Source organism: Nocardia sp. NPDC050793 (assembly GCF_040654065.1).
Lineage (GTDB): Bacteria > Actinomycetota > Actinomycetes > Mycobacteriales > Mycobacteriaceae > Nocardia.
Genome location: NZ_JBFAHG010000009.1, coordinates 282752 through 304211, shown reverse-complemented (window position 1 = coordinate 304211; position 21460 = coordinate 282752). Strand labels below are relative to the sequence as shown.

The 21460-nt window shown below is 70.1% G+C and carries 22 protein-coding genes; 9 read left to right on the top strand and 13 right to left on the bottom strand.

The genetic code is table 11. From position 1 onward, the window contains the following. Nucleotides 1-127: 127 nt before the first annotated feature. A complete protein-coding gene (locus tag AB0H50_RS28255) occupies nucleotides 128-820 on the bottom strand; it encodes a hypothetical protein (RefSeq protein ID WP_357458301.1) in 693 nt (230 codons plus the stop codon). Between the two features lie 321 nt (nucleotides 821-1141). Between AB0H50_RS28255 and AB0H50_RS28250 the strand changes: the two genes are divergently transcribed. Beyond that, on the top strand, nucleotides 1142-1783 hold the full coding sequence (locus tag AB0H50_RS28250; RefSeq protein ID WP_357458299.1) for a TetR/AcrR family transcriptional regulator: 642 nt from the start codon (nucleotides 1142-1144) through the stop codon (nucleotides 1781-1783). 53 nt (nucleotides 1784-1836) lie between these two features. Here AB0H50_RS28250 and AB0H50_RS28245 read toward each other — a convergent pair whose 3' ends face one another. Both AB0H50_RS28245 and AB0H50_RS28240 read right to left on the bottom strand, forming a co-directional pair. Continuing rightward, entirely contained in the window at nucleotides 1837-2676 is an 840-nt protein-coding gene (locus AB0H50_RS28245) for a DUF72 domain-containing protein (RefSeq protein WP_357458296.1), read from the bottom strand. Between the two features lie 10 nt (nucleotides 2677-2686). Beyond that, complete coding sequence (locus AB0H50_RS28240) at nucleotides 2687-4000, bottom strand: hypothetical protein (protein WP_357458293.1); 1314 nt, start codon at nucleotides 3998-4000, stop codon at nucleotides 2687-2689. Between the two features lie 132 nt (nucleotides 4001-4132). Here AB0H50_RS28240 and AB0H50_RS28235 point away from each other — a divergent pair, with 132 nt between their 5' ends. Continuing rightward, the gene (locus tag AB0H50_RS28235) at nucleotides 4133-5128 is read left to right on the top strand and encodes a pyridoxal-phosphate dependent enzyme (RefSeq protein WP_357458291.1); all 996 of its coding nucleotides are present in this window, start codon (nucleotides 4133-4135) and stop codon (nucleotides 5126-5128) included. Between the two features lie 16 nt (nucleotides 5129-5144). Here the strand turns inward: AB0H50_RS28235 and AB0H50_RS28230 are convergent, their stop codons facing one another. Both AB0H50_RS28230 and AB0H50_RS28225 read right to left on the bottom strand, forming a co-directional pair. After that, nucleotides 5145-5651 carry an Rv3235 family protein gene (locus tag AB0H50_RS28230; RefSeq protein ID WP_357458288.1) on the bottom strand — a complete coding sequence of 169 codons (507 nt, stop codon included), beginning with the start codon at nucleotides 5649-5651 and terminating at the stop codon, nucleotides 5145-5147. A gap of 76 nt (nucleotides 5652-5727) precedes the next feature. After that, nucleotides 5728-6345, bottom strand: coding sequence for a TetR/AcrR family transcriptional regulator (locus AB0H50_RS28225; RefSeq protein WP_357458285.1), 618 nt, complete (start codon nucleotides 6343-6345; stop codon nucleotides 5728-5730). 376 nt (nucleotides 6346-6721) lie between these two features. On the opposite strand from AB0H50_RS28225, the gene AB0H50_RS28220 reads away from it, so the two are divergent. Beyond that, nucleotides 6722-8563 (top strand): alkyl sulfatase dimerization domain-containing protein, encoded by a 1842-nt coding sequence (locus tag AB0H50_RS28220; RefSeq protein ID WP_357458361.1) that lies wholly within the window; start codon nucleotides 6722-6724, stop codon nucleotides 8561-8563. Nucleotides 8564-8587: 24 nt separating this feature from the next. Here AB0H50_RS28220 and AB0H50_RS28215 read toward each other — a convergent pair whose 3' ends face one another. The 4 genes from AB0H50_RS28215 to AB0H50_RS28200 all read right to left on the bottom strand — a co-directional run bounded on the left by AB0H50_RS28215 (nucleotide 8588) and on the right by AB0H50_RS28200 (nucleotide 12931). Then, the gene (locus tag AB0H50_RS28215; RefSeq protein ID WP_357458283.1) at nucleotides 8588-9706 is read right to left on the bottom strand and encodes an acyl-CoA dehydrogenase family protein; all 1119 of its coding nucleotides are present in this window, start codon (nucleotides 9704-9706) and stop codon (nucleotides 8588-8590) included. An 82-nt stretch (nucleotides 9707-9788) separates the two neighbouring features. Continuing rightward, entirely contained in the window at nucleotides 9789-11210 is a 1422-nt protein-coding gene (locus AB0H50_RS28210) for a DUF1254 domain-containing protein (RefSeq protein WP_357458280.1), read from the bottom strand. 60 nt (nucleotides 11211-11270) lie between these two features. Further along, nucleotides 11271-11465, bottom strand: a complete 195-nt coding sequence (locus AB0H50_RS28205; protein ID WP_357458278.1) for a ferredoxin — start codon at nucleotides 11463-11465, stop codon at nucleotides 11271-11273. Continuing rightward, entirely contained in the window at nucleotides 11462-12931 is a 1470-nt protein-coding gene (locus AB0H50_RS28200; RefSeq protein WP_357458275.1) for a cytochrome P450, read from the bottom strand. Before AB0H50_RS28200 ends, AB0H50_RS28205 begins: the two co-directional genes overlap by 4 nt. Nucleotides 12932-13032: 101 nt before the next feature. On the opposite strand from AB0H50_RS28200, the gene AB0H50_RS28195 reads away from it, so the two are divergent. Both AB0H50_RS28195 and AB0H50_RS28190 read left to right on the top strand, forming a co-directional pair. Beyond that, nucleotides 13033-13689 (top strand): TetR/AcrR family transcriptional regulator, encoded by a 657-nt coding sequence (locus AB0H50_RS28195; RefSeq protein WP_357458273.1) that lies wholly within the window; start codon nucleotides 13033-13035, stop codon nucleotides 13687-13689. Between the two features lie 353 nt (nucleotides 13690-14042). After that, nucleotides 14043-14471: a hypothetical protein gene (locus AB0H50_RS28190; RefSeq protein ID WP_357458271.1), complete on the top strand. Its 429-nt coding sequence runs from the start codon at nucleotides 14043-14045 to the stop codon at nucleotides 14469-14471. Between the two features lie 24 nt (nucleotides 14472-14495). Here AB0H50_RS28190 and AB0H50_RS28185 read toward each other — a convergent pair whose 3' ends face one another. Beyond that, the gene (locus AB0H50_RS28185; RefSeq protein WP_357458268.1) at nucleotides 14496-14996 is read right to left on the bottom strand and encodes a CGNR zinc finger domain-containing protein; all 501 of its coding nucleotides are present in this window, start codon (nucleotides 14994-14996) and stop codon (nucleotides 14496-14498) included. A 25-nt stretch (nucleotides 14997-15021) separates the two neighbouring features. Between AB0H50_RS28185 and AB0H50_RS28180 the strand changes: the two genes are divergently transcribed. Then, complete coding sequence (locus tag AB0H50_RS28180; RefSeq protein WP_357458265.1) at nucleotides 15022-15195, top strand: hypothetical protein; 174 nt, start codon at nucleotides 15022-15024, stop codon at nucleotides 15193-15195. A 4-nt stretch (nucleotides 15196-15199) separates the two neighbouring features. On the opposite strand, the gene AB0H50_RS28175 is transcribed toward AB0H50_RS28180, so the two are convergent. Both AB0H50_RS28175 and AB0H50_RS28170 read right to left on the bottom strand, forming a co-directional pair. Then, nucleotides 15200-16483: a sensor domain-containing diguanylate cyclase gene (locus AB0H50_RS28175; protein ID WP_357458262.1), complete on the bottom strand. Its 1284-nt coding sequence runs from the start codon at nucleotides 16481-16483 to the stop codon at nucleotides 15200-15202. Nucleotides 16484-16532: 49 nt separating this feature from the next. After that, entirely contained in the window at nucleotides 16533-17342 is an 810-nt protein-coding gene (locus AB0H50_RS28170) for an SAM-dependent methyltransferase (protein WP_357458260.1), read from the bottom strand. Nucleotides 17343-17757: 415 nt separating this feature from the next. Between AB0H50_RS28170 and AB0H50_RS28165 the strand changes: the two genes are divergently transcribed. From AB0H50_RS28165 to AB0H50_RS28155, 3 genes are read left to right on the top strand one after another with little or no spacing between them, the layout of a single operon-like run. After that, the gene (locus AB0H50_RS28165; protein ID WP_357458257.1) at nucleotides 17758-18666 is read left to right on the top strand and encodes a cation diffusion facilitator family transporter; all 909 of its coding nucleotides are present in this window, start codon (nucleotides 17758-17760) and stop codon (nucleotides 18664-18666) included. A 46-nt stretch (nucleotides 18667-18712) separates the two neighbouring features. Then, nucleotides 18713-19771: a MerR family transcriptional regulator gene (locus AB0H50_RS28160; protein WP_357458254.1), complete on the top strand. Its 1059-nt coding sequence runs from the start codon at nucleotides 18713-18715 to the stop codon at nucleotides 19769-19771. Then, on the top strand, nucleotides 19768-20259 hold the full coding sequence (locus AB0H50_RS28155) for a hypothetical protein (RefSeq protein ID WP_357458252.1): 492 nt from the start codon (nucleotides 19768-19770) through the stop codon (nucleotides 20257-20259). The genes AB0H50_RS28160 and AB0H50_RS28155 overlap by 4 nt, the downstream gene beginning before the upstream one ends. Before the next feature lie 120 nt (nucleotides 20260-20379). Here the strand turns inward: AB0H50_RS28155 and AB0H50_RS28150 are convergent, their stop codons facing one another. Beyond that, nucleotides 20380-21453: a crosslink repair DNA glycosylase YcaQ family protein gene (locus AB0H50_RS28150; protein ID WP_357458249.1), complete on the bottom strand. Its 1074-nt coding sequence runs from the start codon at nucleotides 21451-21453 to the stop codon at nucleotides 20380-20382. Between the last annotated feature and the right edge of the window lie 7 nt (nucleotides 21454-21460).

Genomic DNA, 21460 nt, shown 5'->3' with positions numbered 1-21460 from the left:
CGACGCCCGGTTCGATACGAACGCCATTCAATACATCAGCGTATTCGATACACCGGTGTATTCGATACGGAAATGTATCAACATCAGCGCGTGCGAGAACAGGGAACGGCGCGAACGCCGAAAGGAGCTACCGGTCCGGCGGGGCGATCTTGCTGATCAGGACGCCACCGTCGCGCGGAGTCACCGTCACGAACTGCCGGTACGTGCGCACGACGGCGTCCGGGCGGGTCTCGGTGATCACGACGTCGAAGCGGCCGTCCGGCAGCGGCAGCACCAGGACGCAGTGCCGGGCGCCAGGGGGAACCGAGGCGATGCCCGCATCGATGACGTCGACGCGGGACACGGCCGCGTCGGGGGTGGTGACGGCCCGCGCCTCCGCGCCGGACTTGGCCACGTAGTACGCGTGCTGGAAGGCCAGGATCGCGTCGGGTCCGCTGGCGAGCGAGCCGGTGCCGTTACCGCGTACCAGCTGGTCGGATCGGGTCGGTTCGCACCCCGGTCCCCCGCCGAGCACCGGGTCCGCGACCGTGGCCGACTGGCGCGGCTCGGTCACCTCCGCGGCGTACACCAGCACCACCGCCACCGCCGCGAGCGACGCACCGATGGTGGCGACGCCGACGAGCCAGGGGCGGCGCCGGTTTCGCGGTCGTCCGCGCCGCGGTGCAGGCCTGCGGCGCTTCGGCGACCGTAGCGGCTGGCCGACCTGCTGCGGCGGAATCATGCCTGGCCACAACGGCACTGTCGGCGCGTCCCGCCCACGGCGCAGCGCACCGCGACGCGCGACAGTGTGGCCGCCGAGATCGAACGCGTTCGACGCCATGACTCCGCCGCACCCTCCGTATCAATGCCATTGCGCAATAACAAGATTGCACAGATGCGCCGCCAATGGCGGACGAATGGCGCAGACAGGATGAAGACCACAGGGCAGCGGCGTTCCTGGTCCGGTACCCTCGCTGCACCGGTGGGGTTCGTGCCGTCGCGACGGCGCGACGGCCGTGGGCGGCGGTCGCGGACAAGGTAGTTCACGAACAGTCGCCGCCCGGGTGGGAGCTGAGGCGACACGATCGGCGGGGCCGTGTCCGATCTCGATCGTTTCGACAGAGAGGCACACATGCGCCGAGAGCAAGTGACGACGCGCCCGATGACGCTACCGAGAAGCGGATTCGCCGAGCGACACCGCGCGACCCGCGAAGCGGTCCTCGCCTCGCAGCGCGGCAGGCTCATCACGGCGATGGTGGAAAGCGTGCAGGCCAAAGGCTATTCGGCCACCACCCTCTCCGATATCGTCGGCCGGGCAAGGGTCTCGCGCAGCACTTTCTACGAGCACTTCGCCAACAAGGAGGAGTGTTTCGTCGAGGCCGTGCACACCGGCATCGATATCGTCGCCACGCGCATCGCCGAGGAACTCGCCCAGCTCCCTCCGGATGCCGACGCCCGCGCCAAGATCCGTTCCATCGTGCACACCTACTGCGAAATGATCGTCGTCGAACCGGATTTCGCGTACATCGTGCTCGTGGAATCGTTCAAGGTGGACCAGGCCGCCGTGGCCTATCGCGACCTCGCCGTCGACCGCTTCGCCGAGCTCTACCGGGTCTTCTACAACCAGGAGCGCGCGGCCGACGCCACCCTGCCGGAGCTGGCGGACGGGCTGATCGCGCTCATCCCGGAGGCGATCGGCGAGCGGACCCGCCGCACTATGGTCTCGGACGGACCGGCGCGGGTGCCCGAATTGGCTCCGCTCTTCGTGGATTTCGCGTCCACGGTGCTGGGTCTTGGCTGCTGAACGCAGGGTCTCGGCTGCTGAACGCAGGGACTCGGCTGCTGAACGCAGGGAATTCAGAACAGCGTCATCGGCTCGTCCGCGACCGGTTCGGGCAGCGGGTCGAGTTCCGGAAGCCGGGCGCGGACCTCGTCGTGGAAGCGTCTGGCCAAGTCCAAGGCCCCCGCGTTGTCGGGGGTGTGCAGAAATACCGTCGGCGAGCGGCCCTCGCGCAGCCAGGCGGTCACCGTGTCGAGCCACGGACGCCATCCCGCCACCGTGCGGTCGACGTCGTCGCGGCCGTGATAGCGCACGATCGGATATTCGGTGAGCGCGTCGGTGCGCCGCGGCACCCGTGGCTTCTTCGACCGCGCCTCCTGCTCCGCCGGGCCCGCCGCGACGCCGTCGAAAAGCACTGTGGTGTCGAAGGTTGTCCATTCCGCGCCGACCCGGCCGAGCACACGCTCCAGCGCTCGGCCCGCGCGGTGGTCCTCGAAGAACGCCGGGTGCCTGACCTCGACGCCGCACCGGTACGCCGCGGGCAGCTCGCGCAGGAAGGCGGCGAGCGCGCCGAGATCGGTCGGACCGAACGAGCCGGGCAGCTGCACCCACAGCGTGTGCAGGCGCGGCCCGAGCGGCTCCATCGCCGAAAGGAAGGCGCGTAGTTCCCGATCGGCGCCGGAGAGCCTGCGCTCGTGCGTGATCGGCCTGGGCAGCTTCATCACGAAACGGAAATCGGGCGCGGTCTGCTCGGCCCAGGATTCGACGGTGGGGCGCGCCGGAGTCGCGTAGAACGTGGTGTTGCCCTCGACCGCGGTGCAGCGATCGGCGTACCAGCGCAACCGCTCCGCGGGACCGAGCTGCCGGTCCTGCCATGCCGCGTGCGTCCACATCGCACATCCCACGTGAAGCCGCATGCCGGCGACGTTAGCGCGTGCCTGGCCGGGCCGCGTCGGCGGACTCCGTCTCGGACTCCTCGGTACGCAGGCGGTTCAGCAGCACCACGACGAGTGCGCAACCACCGGTGATCAAGATCGCCGTCAGGCCGGGCACCATGGAGAGCAGCCGGTCGGGATCGGGGTAACGGCGCTGGATGTCCAGCTCACCGCCGAAGATGCGGCCCCGCAGCGCGACGACCACGCCGGGCACGAACAGCAGCGAGAGGGCGAGCACCTTGCTCGGGCTCTGGATCGGCTGCGCCGTACCGAAGCAGTATCCGGTGATCAGCGCCAGCGCCAGCGAGCCGGTGATAGTCGCCGCGGGCGTCAGGCCTTCGGGCCGTGCCGTCGCGACGGCGAACGCGCCGAGCGCGGCGGTCGCCACCAGTGCGGCCAGCGGCATCGGTCGAGACAGCCCGAGCACCATGCCGCCCACCGTGGCGCCGACCAACAGCGGCACCGCCCACCCCGAAAGCGCGGTCACCACGATCGCGCCGCCCACCGCCGCGACGGCGGCGCTGAGGGCGACGATCACCCCGTCGCGGCCGGGCAGCAGCAGCGCCGCGGCCAGCACCGTCACCACCGTGATGGCGGCGACGAGCAGCACCTCGAGCAGCGTCGAACCCCGGTGGGCCAGCCACTCCGAGCTGCCGAGTGTGATGAGCACGATCAGCAACGCGGCGACGATCGGCCGCAGCGGCAGCTCGACCGCGATCACCGATTCGCGGCGGCGATGCCGGTACAGCAGCGCACACACCAGTACCAGCCCGGCGGTCGGCCAGAGCAGCCACAGCGGAGGCGAGTCCGTCACGAAGTCCGCGGGCAGATCCGGCGCGAGCGGATGGCCGATGCCGGGCACGCTCAGATCGCCGATGACGATGCTGACGAGTGCGCCGAGGGTGGCCGCGCCCGCGTACACCATGTGCCGGCTCGCCGCCGTCATCAGCCCGCCGAGCACCATCCCGCCCGCCAGCGAATCGATGTCGTTGAGCGTGGTCAGTGGGGCCAGACTGGCGAAGCTGCGGCCCATCGTGTGGTTGATCAGCAGCACAACCGTGCCGAACAGCGCCACCAGCCACGCCACCACCGCCGCGTCGGCGGTGCGGGTGAAGACCGCGGCCATCACCGCGACGATGAAGCCGATCGCGGTCGCCCTTGGCAAGTTGTGCGCAAGCAGCTCCATCTCCAGCGTCGCCGTCCCGGGGGCCCAGGCCAGCGAGATCGGCGTGGTGAGCGCGAGTCCACCCGCCACGGCGGCGACGAACGCCGTGATCAGCTCGACCGCACCCGTGCAGTGTCGCACCAGGTCAAAGGTAGTTCAGTTAGCGTGCCACCGGTCGAATACGGGCATATGCGTGTCAGCGCGCACCATCGACCCGCGCCGGCGACGACCGCGTCGTAGGCTGAAGGCGCCATGGAACTGGACAATCGACCAATGCCGCTGCTACACGCGCGGCTTCCCGATGTCGCGAGCGCTCTTCCCTTCCACCGGCTCGGCGTCGCGCCGACGCCGGTACGGCCGCTGCACGGCTTGGGCACCGGCGTCGCTCCGGTCTGGCTCGAGGACGAGAGCGGCTACGGCGACGGCGGCTGGGGCGGCAACAAGGTGCGCAAGCTGGAATGGCTGCTGCCCAAGGCGATTCGCACCGGTCGGCGCACCTTGCTCACGGTGGGCGGCGTCGGCACCAACTGGGGCTTGGCCGCGGCGCTGTACGGGCGTGACCTCGGGCTGCACACGGTGCTCGCACTCATCGACCAGCCCGTCGACGAGCACGTGCGGGCCCAACTGGTCCGGCTTCAGGCTTCCGGCGCGGAAATCCACCGCACCCACACGAAACTGCGCACCGTCCTCATCGCCCCCCTGCTGTACGCCAAGCACTGGCGGCCGGGCGCGGCCCCGTACTACCTGCCCGCGGGCGGCTCCGCGCCGCTCGGCGTACTCGGTTACGTCGAGGCGGGATTGGAGATCGCGGCCCAAGTCCGCGCGGGCGTCCTGCCCGAACCTTCGCACGTCGTCACCGCGATCGGCTCCGGCGGCACGGCGGCCGGGCTGATTCTCGGCCTGCGGCTGGCGGGACTGGGCACCGGCGTGTTCGGTGTCGTCGTCAACGACACCCTTCGCCTCGACGCACCAGCGCTGCTCGGCCTGGTCGACCGGACCACCGCCCTGCTGCGCGAGCGCGGCGCACGATTCGACGCGCCCGCGATCTCGGCGGACGATCTCCAGCTCACCCGGGACTGGCTCGGCCCCGGCTACGGCCATCCGATTCCCGCGGCCGCCGAAGCCGCCGCGACGGCCCAAGACAACGAAGGGCTCGACCTCGAGCCGGTGTACACCGCGAAGGCGCTCGCCGCGCTGCTGGCCCGCAACGCCGAGGGCGGTTTCGGCGCGGGTCCGGTGCTGTTCCTGAACACCAACGGTCCCCGCTGATCGGCGTGTGGCCGGTTCACCGGATGCGCAGCGCGGTCAGCCGCCACCCCGAGGCGCGGCTGTGCGCGATGCGCCCCGCGAGCGCGAATCGCCGCCGCCCCCGGTCGTATCCGGCGAAGACTTCGGCGGAGCGCGCGTCGACCGGAGTCACCGCGACGCGCGCCAGCACGGCGACGCCCAAACCGCGGCCCGGAGTCAGGTCCCCGGCGATGAGGGTGCGCACCGCCGACACCACGGCACCGTCGGCGACGGACGCCAGCTGCCCGATCGGCCTGCGCTGATCGAGCACCTCCAGGGTCATGCGCAGCGCGCGTTCCGCGAACTTGCGCGCCGCGACGACCATCTCGTCTCGGTCCGCCGCGTGCGACTCACGGACGGCACGCTGCACGCCCGCCCCGGCGACCGCGGGCGCGGCGCCGCGCGGGCGCACCCGGCAGGGCCGGGATAGCTGCGGCGAGTGGAACCCGCGCAGCGGCGGCTCGTTGTTCGGAGCAGGCGACAACGCCTTGTGATCGTCGGACATCCGGCACCCCCTGAACTCGGACAGCTTGTCGCTCGCCGATTCTGCCCACCTGAGCAGGGATCGCTTGAGTAGTCGACTACCCGAAATCGGACCGCCCAGGATGATCCGCGCCCAGCAGCGCCGCGAGGGCACGCCGGACGGCGGCGGACGCGGCCGCGCGGGAGAGTCCGCGCCGTTCCACCAGGTGGTGCCGGAACGGCCAGCCGACGGTGGCGTCGATCGTGTCGAGCAGTTGCTCGTCGGATTCGCCGGTCCTGGTCAGCTCGGCGCGGAAGGCGTGCGCGAGCGCGGCGCGAATCCGGCTGTCAGTCAGCCGCATTCGCGTGTCGACGGCGGGCAGGCTGTGCGATTCCAGCAGACCGAGCACCCGCGGGTTGCGCTGAAGCGCGAAGATATCGGCGCTCTGCTCGACGACCAGATCGATGCGCGTCTCCAGCGGCAGCTCGGGATCGACGGTCCGGATCAGGGCCTCGACCTGTTCGGACTGCCGGTCGACCGCGGCGATGCGCAGCTCGTCGATGCCGGGAAAGTGGACGAAGATGCTGCGCTCGGAGGCGCCAGCGCGCTGCGCGATGTCCTTGGCCGTCGGCGCGAAGACGCCCTCCTTCACCGCGGCCAGCAGGGCGTCGATGATCGCGGCCCTGGTCTGCTCCGGATTGCGGCGCCGCCGCGCGCCGGTCGTGCCCTCACCCATGACCGCATCCGATCACACGTCGCACCGGCGGTCGGCGACCGGCCCGGAAGGCGCGGGAGGCGGTCGGCAGCGAGATCACTATTGCAGTATCGCTGCAATAGTGATTATGGTCGACCGCAACGCCGAGGGACGGCGACTGCCGGGCGTATATCGACGGGACGAGCGAGGAGCGTGCATGGTCGAGCGGGAGAACGAGGAGACCGCGCGGCGAGTGTCCCGGCGCGGCGTCTTCGGCGTCGGCGCCGCCGCGCTGGCCGTCGCCGGGGTCGGCGTCGGACTCGGCGGCTGCGCGGACGACGACGAGGCGCGTCCCTCGGCCACACCGACCGACCCCAGCGAGCACATCCTGGCCGCGAACCAGCGGGCCGCCGAGACCATGCCTTTCTCCGACACCGCCGACTTCGCCGACGCCGACCGCGGCTTCCGCGCGGCGCTCGAACCGGGCGTCGTCACGGATGCTCAGGGAAAGGTGGTGTGGGACAACGACTCCTACGGCTTCCTCGGTGAACCCTGCCCGCAATCGGCACATCCGAGTCTGTGGCGGCAAGCCCAGCTCACCGTGAAGCAGGGCCTGTACGAGATCGCGCCCGGCTTCTACCAGATCCGCGGTCTCGACCTGTCGAACATGACGCTGGTCGAGGGCGACACGGGCGTCATCGTGATCGACCCGCTGATCTCGGCCGAGACCGCGGCCGCCGGACTGGCGCTCTACCGCGCGCACCGCGGGAACCGCCCCGTCACCGGGTTGATCTACAGCCACTCCCACGTCGACCACTTCGGCGGTGCGCTCGGCGTGACCACCGAACAGGACGTCGCCGCCGGTCGCTGCCCGGTGCTCGCGCCCGTCGGCTTCCTGGAACACGCCGTCGCCGAGAACATCTACGCCGGAACGGCGATGGCGCGCCGCGCGGCGTACATGTACGGCGCCGCCCTGCCGCGCGGCCCGAAGGGGCAGATCGGCGCAGGCCTCGGCCAGACCACCTCGCTCGGCACCGTCACCCTGATCACGCCCACCGTCGACATCGTCCGCACCGACCAGGAGGAGACGATCGACGGTGTGCGCATGGTGTTCCAGCTGACGCCGGGCACCGAGGCGCCCTCGGAGATGAATTTCCACTTCCCCGGCCGCAGGGCGCTGTGCATGGCCGAGAACGCCACCCACACCATGCACAACCTGCTGACCCTGCGCGGAGCCCTTGTCCGTGATCCGCACGTGTGGTCGAAGTACCTCACCGAATCCATCAATCGCTACGGCCGCGCCAGCGACGTGGTGTTCTCCTCCCACCACTGGCCGGTCTGGGGGACCGACCGGATCGTGGAATTCCTTTCGGTGCAACGAGATCTGTACGGCTACCTCAACGACCAGACGCTACGGCTGCTGAACAAGGGCTACGTCGGGGCCGAGATCGCCGAGATGATGCAGCTGCCGCCCGGCCTGACGAAATCCTGGTCGACGCACGGCTACTACGGATCGGTCAGCCACAACGTGAAGGCCATCTACCAGCGGTACATGGGCTGGTTCGACGGCAATCCCGCGCACCTGTGGCAGCATCCGCCCGTCGAGTCCGCCAAGCGCCATGTCGAGGCGATGGGCGGGACGAAGGAGGTGCTGAAGAAGGCGCAGCGGGCCTACGACGCGGGCGACTATCGCTGGGCGGTGCAGCTGCTCGACTACGCCATCTTCGCCGACCCGGCGGACAAGACGGCGAAACTCTTGCAGGCCAGTGCCTTCGAGCAGCTGGCGTACGGATCCGAGAACGCCACCTGGCGCAATTTCTTCCTCAGCGGCGCGCACGAACTGCGCAACGGCTCGTTCGGCACGCCCGTCCAGGCGAATTCCGGTGACCTGCTGAGCGCGCTCAGCGTGGAGCAGGCCTTCGACGCGATGTCGCTGCGCCTGGACGGGCCGAAGGCATGGGACACCCGGCTGGTCATCGACTGGCGTTTCCGCGACGAGGGCGATCGCACGCACCGCACCGAACTGCGCAACGGGGTGCTCGTGCACTACGACCGGAGCCCCAGCGACGGACTGCCCGCGCCGGACGCCACGATCACGCTCACCCGCGCCGCGCTGCTGCGGGCGTTCGTCGCGGGCGGCGATCTGCGTGCGGCGGTACGCGACGGCGAGATCGCGATCGAGGGCAACGCGGCTGCGCTTGCGCAGCTGCCCGGACTGTTCGACAAGCCGGACCCGGGCTTCGCCATCGTCACGCCGTGACGCGAATCACCTTGGGGCGCAGGCTCAGTCGGCGACCCCGAGGACTTCCTTGCCGATGACGCCGGCCAGCACCTCGGTCGAATACGCCATGAGCTGACCGGCTTCGGCGTCCCGCAGGTGCCGCTGGATGGGCGAGCGCTTGAGATAGCCGGAAGCGCCGCCGACTCGGACGCCGAGCTGCGCGACGTCGACGGCGACCTTGTTGGCGAGGTACTTGGACCGGCCCAGCGTCGGCAGGAACGCGGGAATCCCGTTGTCCGCCTGCCACAGCGCCTGCTCGTACAGGGCGTGCGCCGCGGCCAGCCTGGTCTGCGCGTCGGCGACCTCGTGCTGCACCCACTGCTGGTGCGACAGCGGCGCGCCGAGGATCACCCGCGAATTGGCGTGCTCGACAAGGGCGTCCAGCGCCGCGTTGGCGATGCCGAGCGAGAGGGCGGGCAGCCCGGCGGGGATCACCGCGAAATCGGCTGCGCCGGGCCGTCGGCCGCGGTATTCGGCGGGCAGCACGGTCCGCTCGAAGGACAGCAGCTGGCTGCGGGTGGCGCGCAATCCGAGGGTGTCCCAGATCGGGATGATCGACACCGTCGCGTCCGGAGCAAGGCCGAAGAACGTCGGCTCTCCGTCGACCAGGGCGTTGACCAGAAGATAGTCGGCGATCTCGGCGCCGGAGACGAAGCGCTTGGCGCCGGTCAGCTCCCATCCGCCCGGCGCGGACACGGCCTCCTGTTGCGGCTGGAGGAACCGGTTGCCACTGGCGGGTTCGGAGAGCGCGTTCGCGAATCGCTTGCCCGCCAGGAACTCCTCGGCGAAGAACGAGCCGAGCGTGTCGGCGGTGATCTCGGCCAGCGCGACGCCCGCGCCCGCGTGCATGGTCCAGATGGTCGCGGTGGAGGGGTCGGCCTTCGCCAGCGTGCGCACCAGCTGTCCGAAGGCGCCGTAGCTCAGTCCTGTCCCGCCGACTCGCTCCGGCAGCACAGCGCGATCGACCTCGGCCTCGTGCAACGCCGTCAGATGATCGACCGCGATCTCCGCGCGTTCATCGTAATCGGCTGCGACAGCGCCGAATTCGGTGGCCAAATCGGTGACGCGGTCGAGCACCGCTCGCTCGCTCGTACGCAAAGGGAAGGGACTGGGATCGGTCACGGGCGCTCCGGTCGCGGATCGGCGGGCGGGTCTCGACCAGCCTACGCAGCCAGGGTGGCATTCGGCGTGAGACAGTCTCCGATCACGGGACAGGTGTGACGGCGGGCGGCTGCCAGCGACCGTCGAGGGCCTCGGGCCGCGGCGCGTACAGCCGCATCATGAGCGAGAACTGGTCCTCCGCCGGAATGGGCAGCCAATTACCCTGCGGCACCGCGGGTCCCGGATTCCTGTGCTGAATCGCCAGCTCCACCGCGCCGTCCGGTCCCGGCACCACCGGCTCGTGATGGCCGACGGAATAGATGCCCGCCGGATTGGGCACCAGATAGCCGTCAGCCCCGTACGCGGTGACCGACCAGAACGCGTCGACCGGCGGGGTCTGCCCCGGCTCGAAACGCAGCCGGAACCGCTTGGGCGTGCCGTAGGTGTCCGCGGTGCCGAAGTAGGTGGGATAGATGGCGTCCTGGGGCAGGTTGGAGCCCAACCCCTTGTCCGCCACCGCGGCTCGGTGCAGGTAGTCGGTGCCGTACACGCCGACTGCCGGATCGAAAGTCCAGCCGTTGTCCATCCGGGTATTCGGGTCGACGTAGACGCCGATCGTTTGTTTCGCATCGTCGGCCGCGGTCGTGAGGGCCGCGTCCGAGAGCCCCCTGACCCGGCCGCCCGGCTCGATCCCGATCTCGGCGAACCGAGCCATCGCCGGTGCGTCGGCGGGTGCTGGCGGATCAATGTCCATCAGCGTGCAGAGCCGGTCGTAGAAATCCCTGGCGCCCATCTCGATGACCTGCTCGGCGGGCGGCCGCGACGGTACGAGGGGCGGGGCGGGCCTGGGCGCGGGCCGCCTCGCGACCCAGTCGTCCAGCGAGACCAGCCGCACCCCCCGCTGGATCGCGCGCACGGCCGGGATGTCGGCGACGCCGTCGACCTGAATGCGGCCGAGCACCCACACCGTGGGCGTCGGCAGCGGCAGCGGGGTCAGCTCCTCTGGCAGCGCGCCGGACCAGTTCGGTCCGGTGATCACGTAGCTGAACGGCGGTGTGCGCACCCCGGGCCGCACCTGCGGGCGCACACTGCTCGGATTGTGGACGGTGTTGGTCCAGGCGTCCATGATCTGCATCAGCCAGAAGCGATCGCCATCCATCGCCGGAACCTGCAACGCGATGGGGCCACGTGACAGATCGAGCCAGGCGCTGGAATACAGGGTGTCCACGTTCAACCGAACGATGTCGCGTCGCTCCGGCGTCGGCAGCGCGTCGGCATGCTGGAATTGGTTGACCGGCGTGTTCTCCAGCGCCGCCTTCCGCGTCGCGTGCATCAGCATCAGCGGATAGCCGAAGATGTACGCCTCGTTCGCGATGGCGGCGGCCTCGCTCATGGCGGCCGCGTCCTCGTTGTCGCGGCCGCACGCGGCCATGCCGAGCGCGGTCGCCGTCGCCCAGCCGAGCATCGTGCGGCGCGTGATCACGCGTCCGGCACTCGACGGCGCAGCATCATCCGGCTCGCTCATGAGTCTCCTCGGCTTCGAGGGACGGTTTCGCGAGTTCAGCCACTTTTTCGTCGATCACATTCAATCCTCTGCCCACCGTAGCGCCTGGACGGGACAGCTGTCGACGGCCAGCGCCACCACCTCGGCGTCCGCAGGGGACACCGACTCGACCAGCGGCGCGACCACACCGTCCGCGCCGACGCGGAACAGCGCGGGCGCGAGCGCCTCGCACATGCCGTGCCCCTCGCACCGCCCTCGGTCGGCCGCGAGCCTCACCGCTCGATCCGTTCGAGCCGGATGGGCAATCCGTCGGCGGGCGTAGGTCCGGTGCCCGCCACCAGCGGCACCTGGTAGCCGGTGGGCACCACCCAGCGGTACTCGAGCAGCATCTGATGCAGCACGGCTTTCACCGTCATCCCGCCGAAGTACAGTCCGATGCACTTGTGCGCCCCGCCGCCGAACGGCGACCAAGCGAAGCGGTGCGCTTTGTCCTCACGGCGCTCCGGCGCGAACCGCTCGGGATCGAAAGCGTGTGCGTCGCGCCAGAATTCGTCGGTGCGCATCATCGTGTACGGGCCGCACATGATCAGCGTCCCGCGCGGCACGTAGTGGCCGAGAATCTCGGTGTCGCGCAGGGTTTCGCGGGCCTGCTGGGCGACCGGCGCGTACATCCGCAGCGCCTCCTTGAACGCCATATCCAATGCGGGCAGCCGATCCAGATCGTCGTAGTCCAGTGAAACCTTGCCCAGCGCACGGGATTCCGTGCGCAGCCGCTCCTGCCACTCGGGATGCCTGCCCAGTTCGTGGACAAGCATGGCGGAGGCGATGGTGCTGGTGTCGTGGGCGGCCATCATCACGAAGATCATGTGCTGGACGACCTCGTCGTCGGTGAAGGTGTGGCCCTCGACGGTGCTGGCCCGGCACAGCACGCTGAACAGGTCGTTGCCCTCGCCCGCGCGCTTGACCGGGAGTTCGCGGCGGAAGTATTCCTCGAGCACCCGGCGCCCGCGCAGCCCGCGCGCCCACACCCCGCCGGGCAGGTTGGCCCGCACCAGTGCCGTCCCGCCGTGCACCGCGTCCTCGAAGGCGCGTTCCAGCCGGTCGCCCTCCGTACCGAGCGCGGCGCCGGCGAACACCTCGGTGGCCTGTTGCAGCAGCAGCTTCTTGATCGCGCTGTAAACCGGGAAATCCGGGGCCGGACGCCACTCCTGGATCCCTGCGCGCAGCAGCGGTGTCGTCATGTCGAGGTAGCCGACCAGGCGTGGCCGGGTGAACGCCTGCTGCATGATCCGGCGATGGAACAGGTGCTCGTCGAAATCGCGCAACAGCAGGCCGCCGCGGAAGAACGGGCCGATGAGGAACTCCCAGCCGCGCTGCGCGGAGAAGACCTTGCCGCGGTCCAGCATGACGACGTCGAACGCCTCCGGGCTTCCGACGGTGACCACCGGCCTGCCGAGCACGCCCATCCACTGCACCGGGCCGAACCGTTCGAAACGCTTGCGCGCGAACTCGATCGGGTCCGCAAGGGTGTGCAGCGTGTAGCCGATTCCTGGCGGCCCGAAGTCGCCGAGGGTCGGGCGCAGCCCGCTGCCCACCGGCGGTTCGGCCAGCGGCCGCACCTTCGTCGGATAGTGCTGCACGAACCGGACGCCGACCCTTTGGACCCGCCGGGACAGCTGGGTCCGCAGCTGTCTGGCCCCGTCGGACACCGCACTGACTCGTTGTGGCACGAGAAGACTCATGGTCCTGTTCCCTTCGCGACGCTGCGATGCATCGACCATATCGGAAACGAGCGTTTCCGTATACGTTTGTTTCCCAACTTGTGCTGTGCCAAGCTGGCCGGGTGACCCGAGCATTCACCGGCACCTACCGCGGGGTGTCCAGCGCCGAGCGTCGCGAGGATCGGCGCAGGCGCCTGCTCGACGCGGCGCTGGCCATCGTCGGCACCGAGGGGCTCGCGGCACTGACCGTGCGCGGGGTCTGCGAACAGGCCAAAGTCGGGCCGCGGTTCTTCTACGAGGCGTTCCCCGATCTGGGCGCGCTGGCCGCCGAACTGCTGCTCGCGGTGCAGCGTTCCGCGCTCGACAAGGCCCGCGCGGCCATCGCCGAGACCGAGGGCACGCCCGCGCAGCGCATTCGCGCCGGGGTGGCCGCCCTGATCACCGAACTCACCGACGACCCACGCCGGGCCAAGATCGTCTTCGCGCAGGCCTACGGGAACGAGGCGCTGATGCGCACTCGTTTCGCGGGCATGCGCACCGTCGCCGCGACGATCATCGAGCAAACCCGCATCGTCCTCGACCTGCCCGAGGGGCATGACACGGCGGTCGCGGCGACCTCCCAGCTCATTACCGGCGGAGCCGCCGAACTGGTGCTGGTCTGGCTGGACGGCGGATTGGACGTCGACCGAGACGGCCTGATCGATCTGCTCGCGGATTTCACCATCGCGATGATCGATCGGCTGCCCGCGGTGGCCGGTCGGATCAACGGCACCGCGTGATCGCGCACGAACGCGCAGTGAACCGAACACAATCGGTCATTCGCGCCAATTGCCTGCGAATTGCCGATTCGACGCTCCCGAGCCGGCTGTAACGCCGGAAAGCCGCTCGACGGTTGAATCATCATGCCGGGTAACGCGTTTCACCACGTCAACCGGACCGTTCGGCCACGGTGTCCGTTCGGGGGCTATACACTGTTTTGTAGGTCAGTTCTCCTCCGAATTGCCGAATTGACCTCGGACACAAGATGTCCCGACCTATGACCGGCTGTTCTCTTCTGATTACGTTGGGAGGCAAGATGATCGATTACAGCCCCATCGGTCCCGCCGACCCGCGGCCCACCCGGAGGTGCAGGATGATCGAGAGCGCGTACGCGGCCGAGGCGGCAGACACCACCGAACCGCGTCATTGCACCGCCACCGACCCGGACGGGCCCGCCGCCCGTTTGCCGGGCAATCGCATGTGGACGGTCTCGGCCGTCGTCGTCGAGGCCGACGGCCCCAGTCCGCGCCACGGGGTGGTGGCGGGCGCCGATCTGGGCGACGCCGCCGAGCAACTGTGTGAATACCTGCCGGAGACCCGCTCCGACGAGGACTACTACCTCGTGGCCAGGCAGGTCCCGCTGATCGCGCACGGCCCGCGCAGCGGCGGCCAGATTCCCCGCCGGACCTGGGTCAGCCCGATCCAGCGCGACGACGATACGGGCCAGGCGACCTACGGGCGCTGGATGCGCGCCGAGGAGCATCCGCACTTCCAGCTGCACGGGCCCGTCGTGACCAACTGAGCACGACGACACGATTCGGTCGGCTCAGGCCGAGCGCCTCGTCCGATGGTCGGCCACGTGCACTCGATTCGAGCACCGCGTCGAGCAGAAGCGACGCCGCCCGTTGCGTGAGGTGTCCACGAACACCTGCGCGCACCCCGGCCGCGCGCAGCGGCCGATGCGGTTGGGGTCTTCGCAGAACAGGGCCGCGAGGCCGGCGGCGGTGTAGGCCTTCACCCGCTCGTCGGTCGGCGCGTCCTCGTGGGCGTAGTGCAGATGCGGCGCGCGGCCGTCGTGCGTCGAAATGTACGGTCGGCTGGTCGTTTCCGCCAGTAGGGCGTTGAGCTGCGACACCGAGGGCTCGTCGAAGACCTCGGCGAGCCGCGCGATCCAGCGGCGCAATTCAGCGGTCTGCCGTGCGTCGAGCGATCCCAGCGGCTTGTATCCCGCCGCGTCGAGCACCTGGAGCAGATTCGCGTGCGGGTCGGCGTTGACCAGTTGTGCGGCCAGCTCGGCGGCCGTGCCGCCGTAAGGGTTGAAATGCATAAAGCCATTACATCAGGCTGAGCACATGTCCGCCATCTGCCCTTCCTGCTCCTGGCCCTCCCCCACGGTCGTGTCCGCGCACGGCGAGATCCGCTATCTGCGCTGCGTGTGCGGACGGTGGCTGATCAGCGAGCACGGCGCGGTGATCGCCGAGGCCGGGGACAGCTCGCTGGCCGAACCCGTCGCGGATATCGCCTGAGACGTCAGGCCGTTTGGGGACCGCGCGGCGAACGACTCGTCTTGTCCCGGTACATCGCGGTGTCCACCGCGTGCATGAGCGCATCGATCGCGCTGGGGCGGTCCACCACGAACACGGTGCCGACGCTGGCGCCGACGTGCACCGGATGACCCGCCACCCGCAACGGCGTCGCCAGTGCTGCGCGCAGTTCGTCGGCGACCGAGGTCAGCTGCGGCTCCCCCGCGCAGCGCTCGACAAGCACGATGAACTCGTCGCCGCCGATGCGGGCGGCCAGGCCGCCGAGCGATTCGGCGGAAGCGCGCAGGCGCTGGGCCACCTCGTGCAGCACCCGGTCGCCGACGGTGTGTCCCCACTCGTCGTTGACCGTCTTGAAGCCGTCCAGGTCCAGGTAGCACAGGCCGACGGGTGGCACAGCGCTCGCGAGCCGATCGAAGAAGAGCAGCCGATTGGGCAGCCCGGTCAGGTTGTCGTGGTGGGCATCGTGCCAGAGCCGGTCGGACAGCTGCTTGCGCTCGGTGACGTCCACGGCCACGCCGATCAGGAACTGGATGTGCCCGTCGGCGTCGTGCACCGCCGACATCGACAGGTCGATATACGCCAAGCCGCCGTCCGGGCGGACGTGCGTGGTCTCCAAGCGGAAGCGATCGACCTCCCCGGCCAGCATGCTCCTGAACCGTCCGTAGGCGCGCCCGATGTTGGCGGGCCCGAGCACCTCGGCCACCGTGCGCCCCCGCATCTGCTCCTGCGGCAGGCCGAGCATCTCGGCGAAGGCGGCGTTCACCGCGAGCACGCGCCCGGTGACGTCGACGGTGCCGATGCCGACCGAGGCGCCCGCGAACACGGCCTCGAATCTGGCCTCCGAAAGCTGGCGCCGCGCTTCGGCATCCCGCGCCGCGGCCAGCGCCGCGCCGAGCGTCGTCTCCTGCTCGGACAGCGCCGCCGCACGCAACGCGCCGGTGCAGCCAGCGGCGAACTCGGCCGCCACCGCCACCGCGCGCTCGCGGACGCGTTCGTAGTCCGCGTCACCCGGCGCGCAGACCTCCTCGACCATGTCGTGGCAGATCACCGGGATCGAACGGCTGACCATCAGCGGGTCGCGGTAGTTCGCGGCAACCAGCACAACGGCCGCGTCGTGGGCGTCGCGCGGCTCACCGTCGCCGCGAACGGCGGCGACGAGCAGCTCGGACAGATCGGCGAGCATCGCCTCGGTCTCGGTCCGCGTGAGCGTGGGTGCGACGACGCCGTCCAGCGCGTCCGCCCACCGCAACGCCAGCTCACGCAGACCCACTATCCGCGACCTCCTGCCCGTCCGACCGGCGCCCTCGACATTCCCGGCCTCAGCCCTTGCGACCGAGCCCGGCCAGGCCGAGCGATCGGCCGGGCGCCTCGTGTAGATCGCGCTCGGATTCCGGGCGCCAGGCAGGTAGTTCCACCACACCCGGCTCGACCAGGTCCCATCCGTCGAACATAGCCGCGATGGCCGGGGCGGAGCGGAAGTGAATCCCGACCTTGCTCTGCCGTGCCGCGTTCGCACCGAGCTGCGCTGCGTCTTCGGGCCGCAGCTCGGAGGTCAGATGCGAGATCGCGACATAGGAACCGCTCGGCACGGCCGCGCGCATCGCGGCGACCTTCTCGGCGGGCGCGTCCTCGTCGGAGAGCAGGTGCAGCACCGCGACGAGCAGTAGCCCGACGGGCTGATCGAAATCGATCGATCCGGTCTCGCGAACCTTGCCGAGCAGTTCCTCGGGCTTGCGCAGATCCGCTTCGATCGCCGCGGCGCGGTCGTTGTCGCGCAGGATCGCCTTCGAGTGCGCGACGGCGACCGGATCGATGTCGACGTAGAGCACCCGGATCTCCGGATCGAGCCGCTGCGCCACCTCGTGTACGTTGCCCGCCGTGGGGATGCCAGAGCCGATGTCGAGGAACTGCCGGACGCCCGCGTTCACCAGGTAGCGCACCGCCCTGCGCAGGAAGGCCCGGTTGCTCAGTGCGACCAGCGGCAGATCGGGCACCAGCTGCTTGCCCAAGTCGGCGGCCTTGCGGTCGACCTCGAAATTGTGCGAGCCGCCGAGCAGCGCGTCGTACATCCGTGCCGGGCTCGCCTGCTGCATATCCACGCCCTCGGGCGCCCACGCCGGCCTGTCCATCGCATACCCCTTTGTGTCCACGAGCCGGTCTTCCGCGACCGGAAGGTTCGCGCCGAGCGGATGGTGTCACCGATCACCCGCTGGCGCCGTCCGCATCGTAACCGCAGGTCCGAACGACAGTGCACCGCACAAGATCACAGTTGCGCACCGCGGTGGCGCGCCGAGTGCGGGTACCCGTCTTGGCAACCCCCTACACCTCCAAATAAATGCAGACATGCGCATGTCTGCAAGATAGGCTAGGCTGTGGCGCGGCAGCCATCCGACAGGGAAGGGACGTTCGCTCATGGGAGATCAATGCGTGTCGCCGCGGCAACCGGCGGACAGCGCGGCGCGGGAACACGACCGCGCCGGTGAGCTGCGGCATTCCCATGATCACAGCCACGACCACGGCGACGGGCACCACCACGATCACGGCGTGTCCGTCGACTCGGACCCGCGCTGGCTGAGCATCGCGCTCGCACTGATCGTCGCGTTCATGGCGGCCGAGGTAGTGGTCGGTCTGATAGCGCAGTCGCTGGCGCTGATCACCGACGCCGCGCACATGCTCACCGACGCCGCGTCGATCGTCCTCGCGCTCATCGCCATCCGACTGTCCAAGCGTCCCGCGCGCGGCCGGTACACCTACGGCTACAAGCGCGCGGAGATCCTGTCGGCGCAGGCCAACGGCATCACCCTGCTACTGCTCGCCGCGTGGTTCGTCTACGAGGGCGTGAACCGGCTGATCCACCCGCCGGACGTGGAAGGCCCGCTGGTCTTCGTCACCGCGCTGATCGGCATCGTCGTCAACATCGTCGCCGCGTGGTGCATCAGCCGCGCCAACCGCACCAGCCTCAATGTCGAAGGTGCCTTCCAGCACATCCTCAACGACATGTACGCCTTCATCGGCACGGCCATCGCGGGCGCGGTGGTGTGGCTGGCCGGTTATCCGCGCGCCGACGCCATCGCGGCGCTCGTGGTCGCCGCGCTGATGCTGAAGGCGGGCTGGGCGCTGGTCCGCGAATCGGGGCGGATCTTCCTGGAGGCCGCGCCCGCACACCTCGATCCCGACTCCATCGGCGCGCGCATCGTCACCATTCCGCGGGTCGGCGAGGTGCACGATCTGCACGTCTGGGTGATCACCTCGGGCGAGCCCTCGCTGTCGGCGCACATCCTGGTCGACGACCGGGCCGACTGCCACGCCGTGCGGCTGGGGATCGAGCGGGTGCTGCTGGCGGAGTTCGGCCTGGAGCACACGACATTGCAGGTGGACCACGTGTCCGATCCGGATGCGCAGCGCATCGATCTGCACTGCGCCGAGCCGCACGGGCCGGTGCACCGGGCCTGAGGTGCGCGGTTGACCTTCACGTTGGTTGAGACTCCATGATGGCCCGGTGCGGAGTTCCAGGGTCGAGGAGTTGATCACCATCGGGGCGTTGGCGCGGGCCAGCGGCCTGACCGCGAGCGCGCTGCGGTTCTACGCCGACTGCGGGCTGCTCGCGCCCGCCGAGGTCGACGCGGCGACCGGATACCGGTATTACACGCGCTCGCAGTGCGAGCGCGCGGTCCTGATCCGGCGGCTGCGCGGCATCGACCTATCGCTCGAGGCCATCACCGAGGTGCTCGCGGCCGACCTGGACCGCGCCGAACGATTGCTCGACGCGCATGTCGCCGAGTTACAGCGGCGGGCGAAGGCGGCCGCGCGAGTCGCGGCGCAGGTCAAACGGGCCCTCGGGGCGGGGCACGGCACCGCGGTGCCTGCGGCCGAATTGGCGCGCGCCATAGCGCAAGTGGGCCCGGCCGCGGCGGTCGACGACTCGGTGCTCACCGGCATCCTGGTGGAGGCGGATGCGACCGCACTGACGCTCACCGCCACCGACCGATATCGGCTGTCGACGCGCACGATCGCGCCGCTGCGGGACGGCGGCGAGTGGTCGGCGGTGGTCGGGGCCGCGACGCTCGCGTCGCTGCGCCCGTGGCTGGACTCGATCGACGAGGTCGTGCTCGCGCCGCGCGAATCCGGCTTCGCGCTCACCTCCGGCGACGCCGAGCACGACTGCGCCGGAATCGCCGAACCCTTCCCCGACTACCGCGTGGTGCTCGACGGACTGCCCGCGGTGCGCACCCGAGTGCTCATGCCCCGGACAGCGCTGCTCGACCTGCTGGAGACTGCCGGCGACGACAGCCTGGTCTGCGCCGTCGACGGGTCAGTTCTCACGGTCTCCGGCGCTGTCGCCGCAACCCGCCTGCCCGCCGTGGTCACCGGCGCCCCCATGGATCTCGCGTTCCGTTCGACGGTCCTTCGCCCCGCCGTCGCGAGCGCGGTCGGGCCGGATCTCATGGTCGACCTCGCCGCCCCAGACCAACCCGTCGTCGTCCGTTCCGCGACCGACGGCGATCTCACCACCCTCGTCATGCCCACATTCGTTCCGAACACGGAGGACGACCGATGACCGCGACAACCGACACCACCATGGACGCCATCACCCACGCGGTCGGGCTCGGCCGCGCGGGCGACCGCGAGACCGCGCGCACGCTGCTGACCGCCCTGTGGACCGAACTCGGCCCGCAGGGCGATCCACTGCACCGCTGCACCCTCGCGCACCACCTCGCCGACCTGCACGACGACGCCGCCCAGGCCCTCACCTGGGACGTCCGTGCACTCGACGCCGCCGACAGCCTCACCGACGAACGCGTGCGCCGCCACCACGCGGGACTGAACGTGCGCGGCTTCTACCCGTCGCTGCACCTGAACCTCGCCGACAACTACCGCCGCCTCGGCTCGTTCGAGGCCGCCGGATATCAGATCGACGCCGCCCGCGCTTGCCTGCACACACTCGGTGACGACGAGTACGGTGCGACGGTGCGCACGGCCGTGGAAGAAGTGGCGCAAGCGATCCGTGACCGACGCACGGAACCGCGACCGTCGGCCCCCAGCTGAGCACCGATGGAGGCCCTGCGCCATTTCCGACGTCACACACTTTTCGTACGCCTTACAGAGGCGGTGCCTATGTGAAGCGTGCACGCGATGTGTGGGAACGTCGGTGTGTCTGATCGCGGCTCAGTCGAAGTCGAAGCGCAGCCGCTCGTCTCCGGTCAGCCATTGCGCATTCCGCTCCATCTCCCCGCGACGTCCGCGCGGAAGCGGTTCGAAAAGGCTCACCGCCATCCGGTGCTGAGCACGGCGGTACCGCCACACACCCGCCACCTCACCGTCGACGAGCACCGCGCCCGGTGCGGACAGCGCTCGCCACACCTGTGTCCGCCGAGCCCGGTCGGGGACGAGCAGCGACCGATCCGCTTGGCGCAGATAGGGGTCGCCGGGCGGAACAAGCAGGACTCCTTCCGGCGGCGGCGCACCGCGCACCTCGTCCAGCAGCGATTCGGGCAGGTCGTAGCGCCGGTCGTCCACCAGCACTCGCACCAGCGTGCCCGCCACCGCACGCCACGGCTCGTCGACGCCGACGCCGAGCCAGTCGCGAAAGACCGGACGGGTGGTCGGTCCGTTCACCCGGAAGAACGCCCGCAACAGCGCCAGGCGCGGCTGTTGCACGCCGACGGCGGGATGGTCCGGGGTCGGGTACAGCATCGTCGCCCGATTCACCTCCGGCCCGAGCACGATCTGTGCCTGGCACCCGGCTGCGCGGAACAGCCCGTCCGGCACGTGCTCCGCTCCGCAGCGCTCGCACCAGCGCACCAGGGCGGGCGACACCCGCGCGGTCACCGCCGTGCTGACCTCGGCCTTCGGCATCGGCCGCGTAACGACAGCGCGCAGCGCCGCGGCGACCTCGGCGACGGCGTCGGCCTGCGCCGCACCGCCCTCGTCCGAGGCGCGCGGCGCCAGCGCGTCACGCACCACGTCCAGCTGGGCCAGCCGGTGCGCGTGCGGTGCTCCGCGCATCGACCACCAGCTCACCAATGGCCCGGCCGGATCGATCGCCCGGCCGAGCGGGGTGGAGCCGATGCGCTCGGTGCGCTGCCGCAGTGCGTAAGCGGCGCCGCCGAACCGACCGTCCTGCAATCCGAGCAGCAGCAGGTCGTCCAGCGCACCGCCGTTCGTTCGCCCGTTCAGGCCGTGGCGGCGCCAGCGGTGACCGAGCCACTGCGCGCGGCCGACGGCGATCGTCTCCGCCATCGGCCCA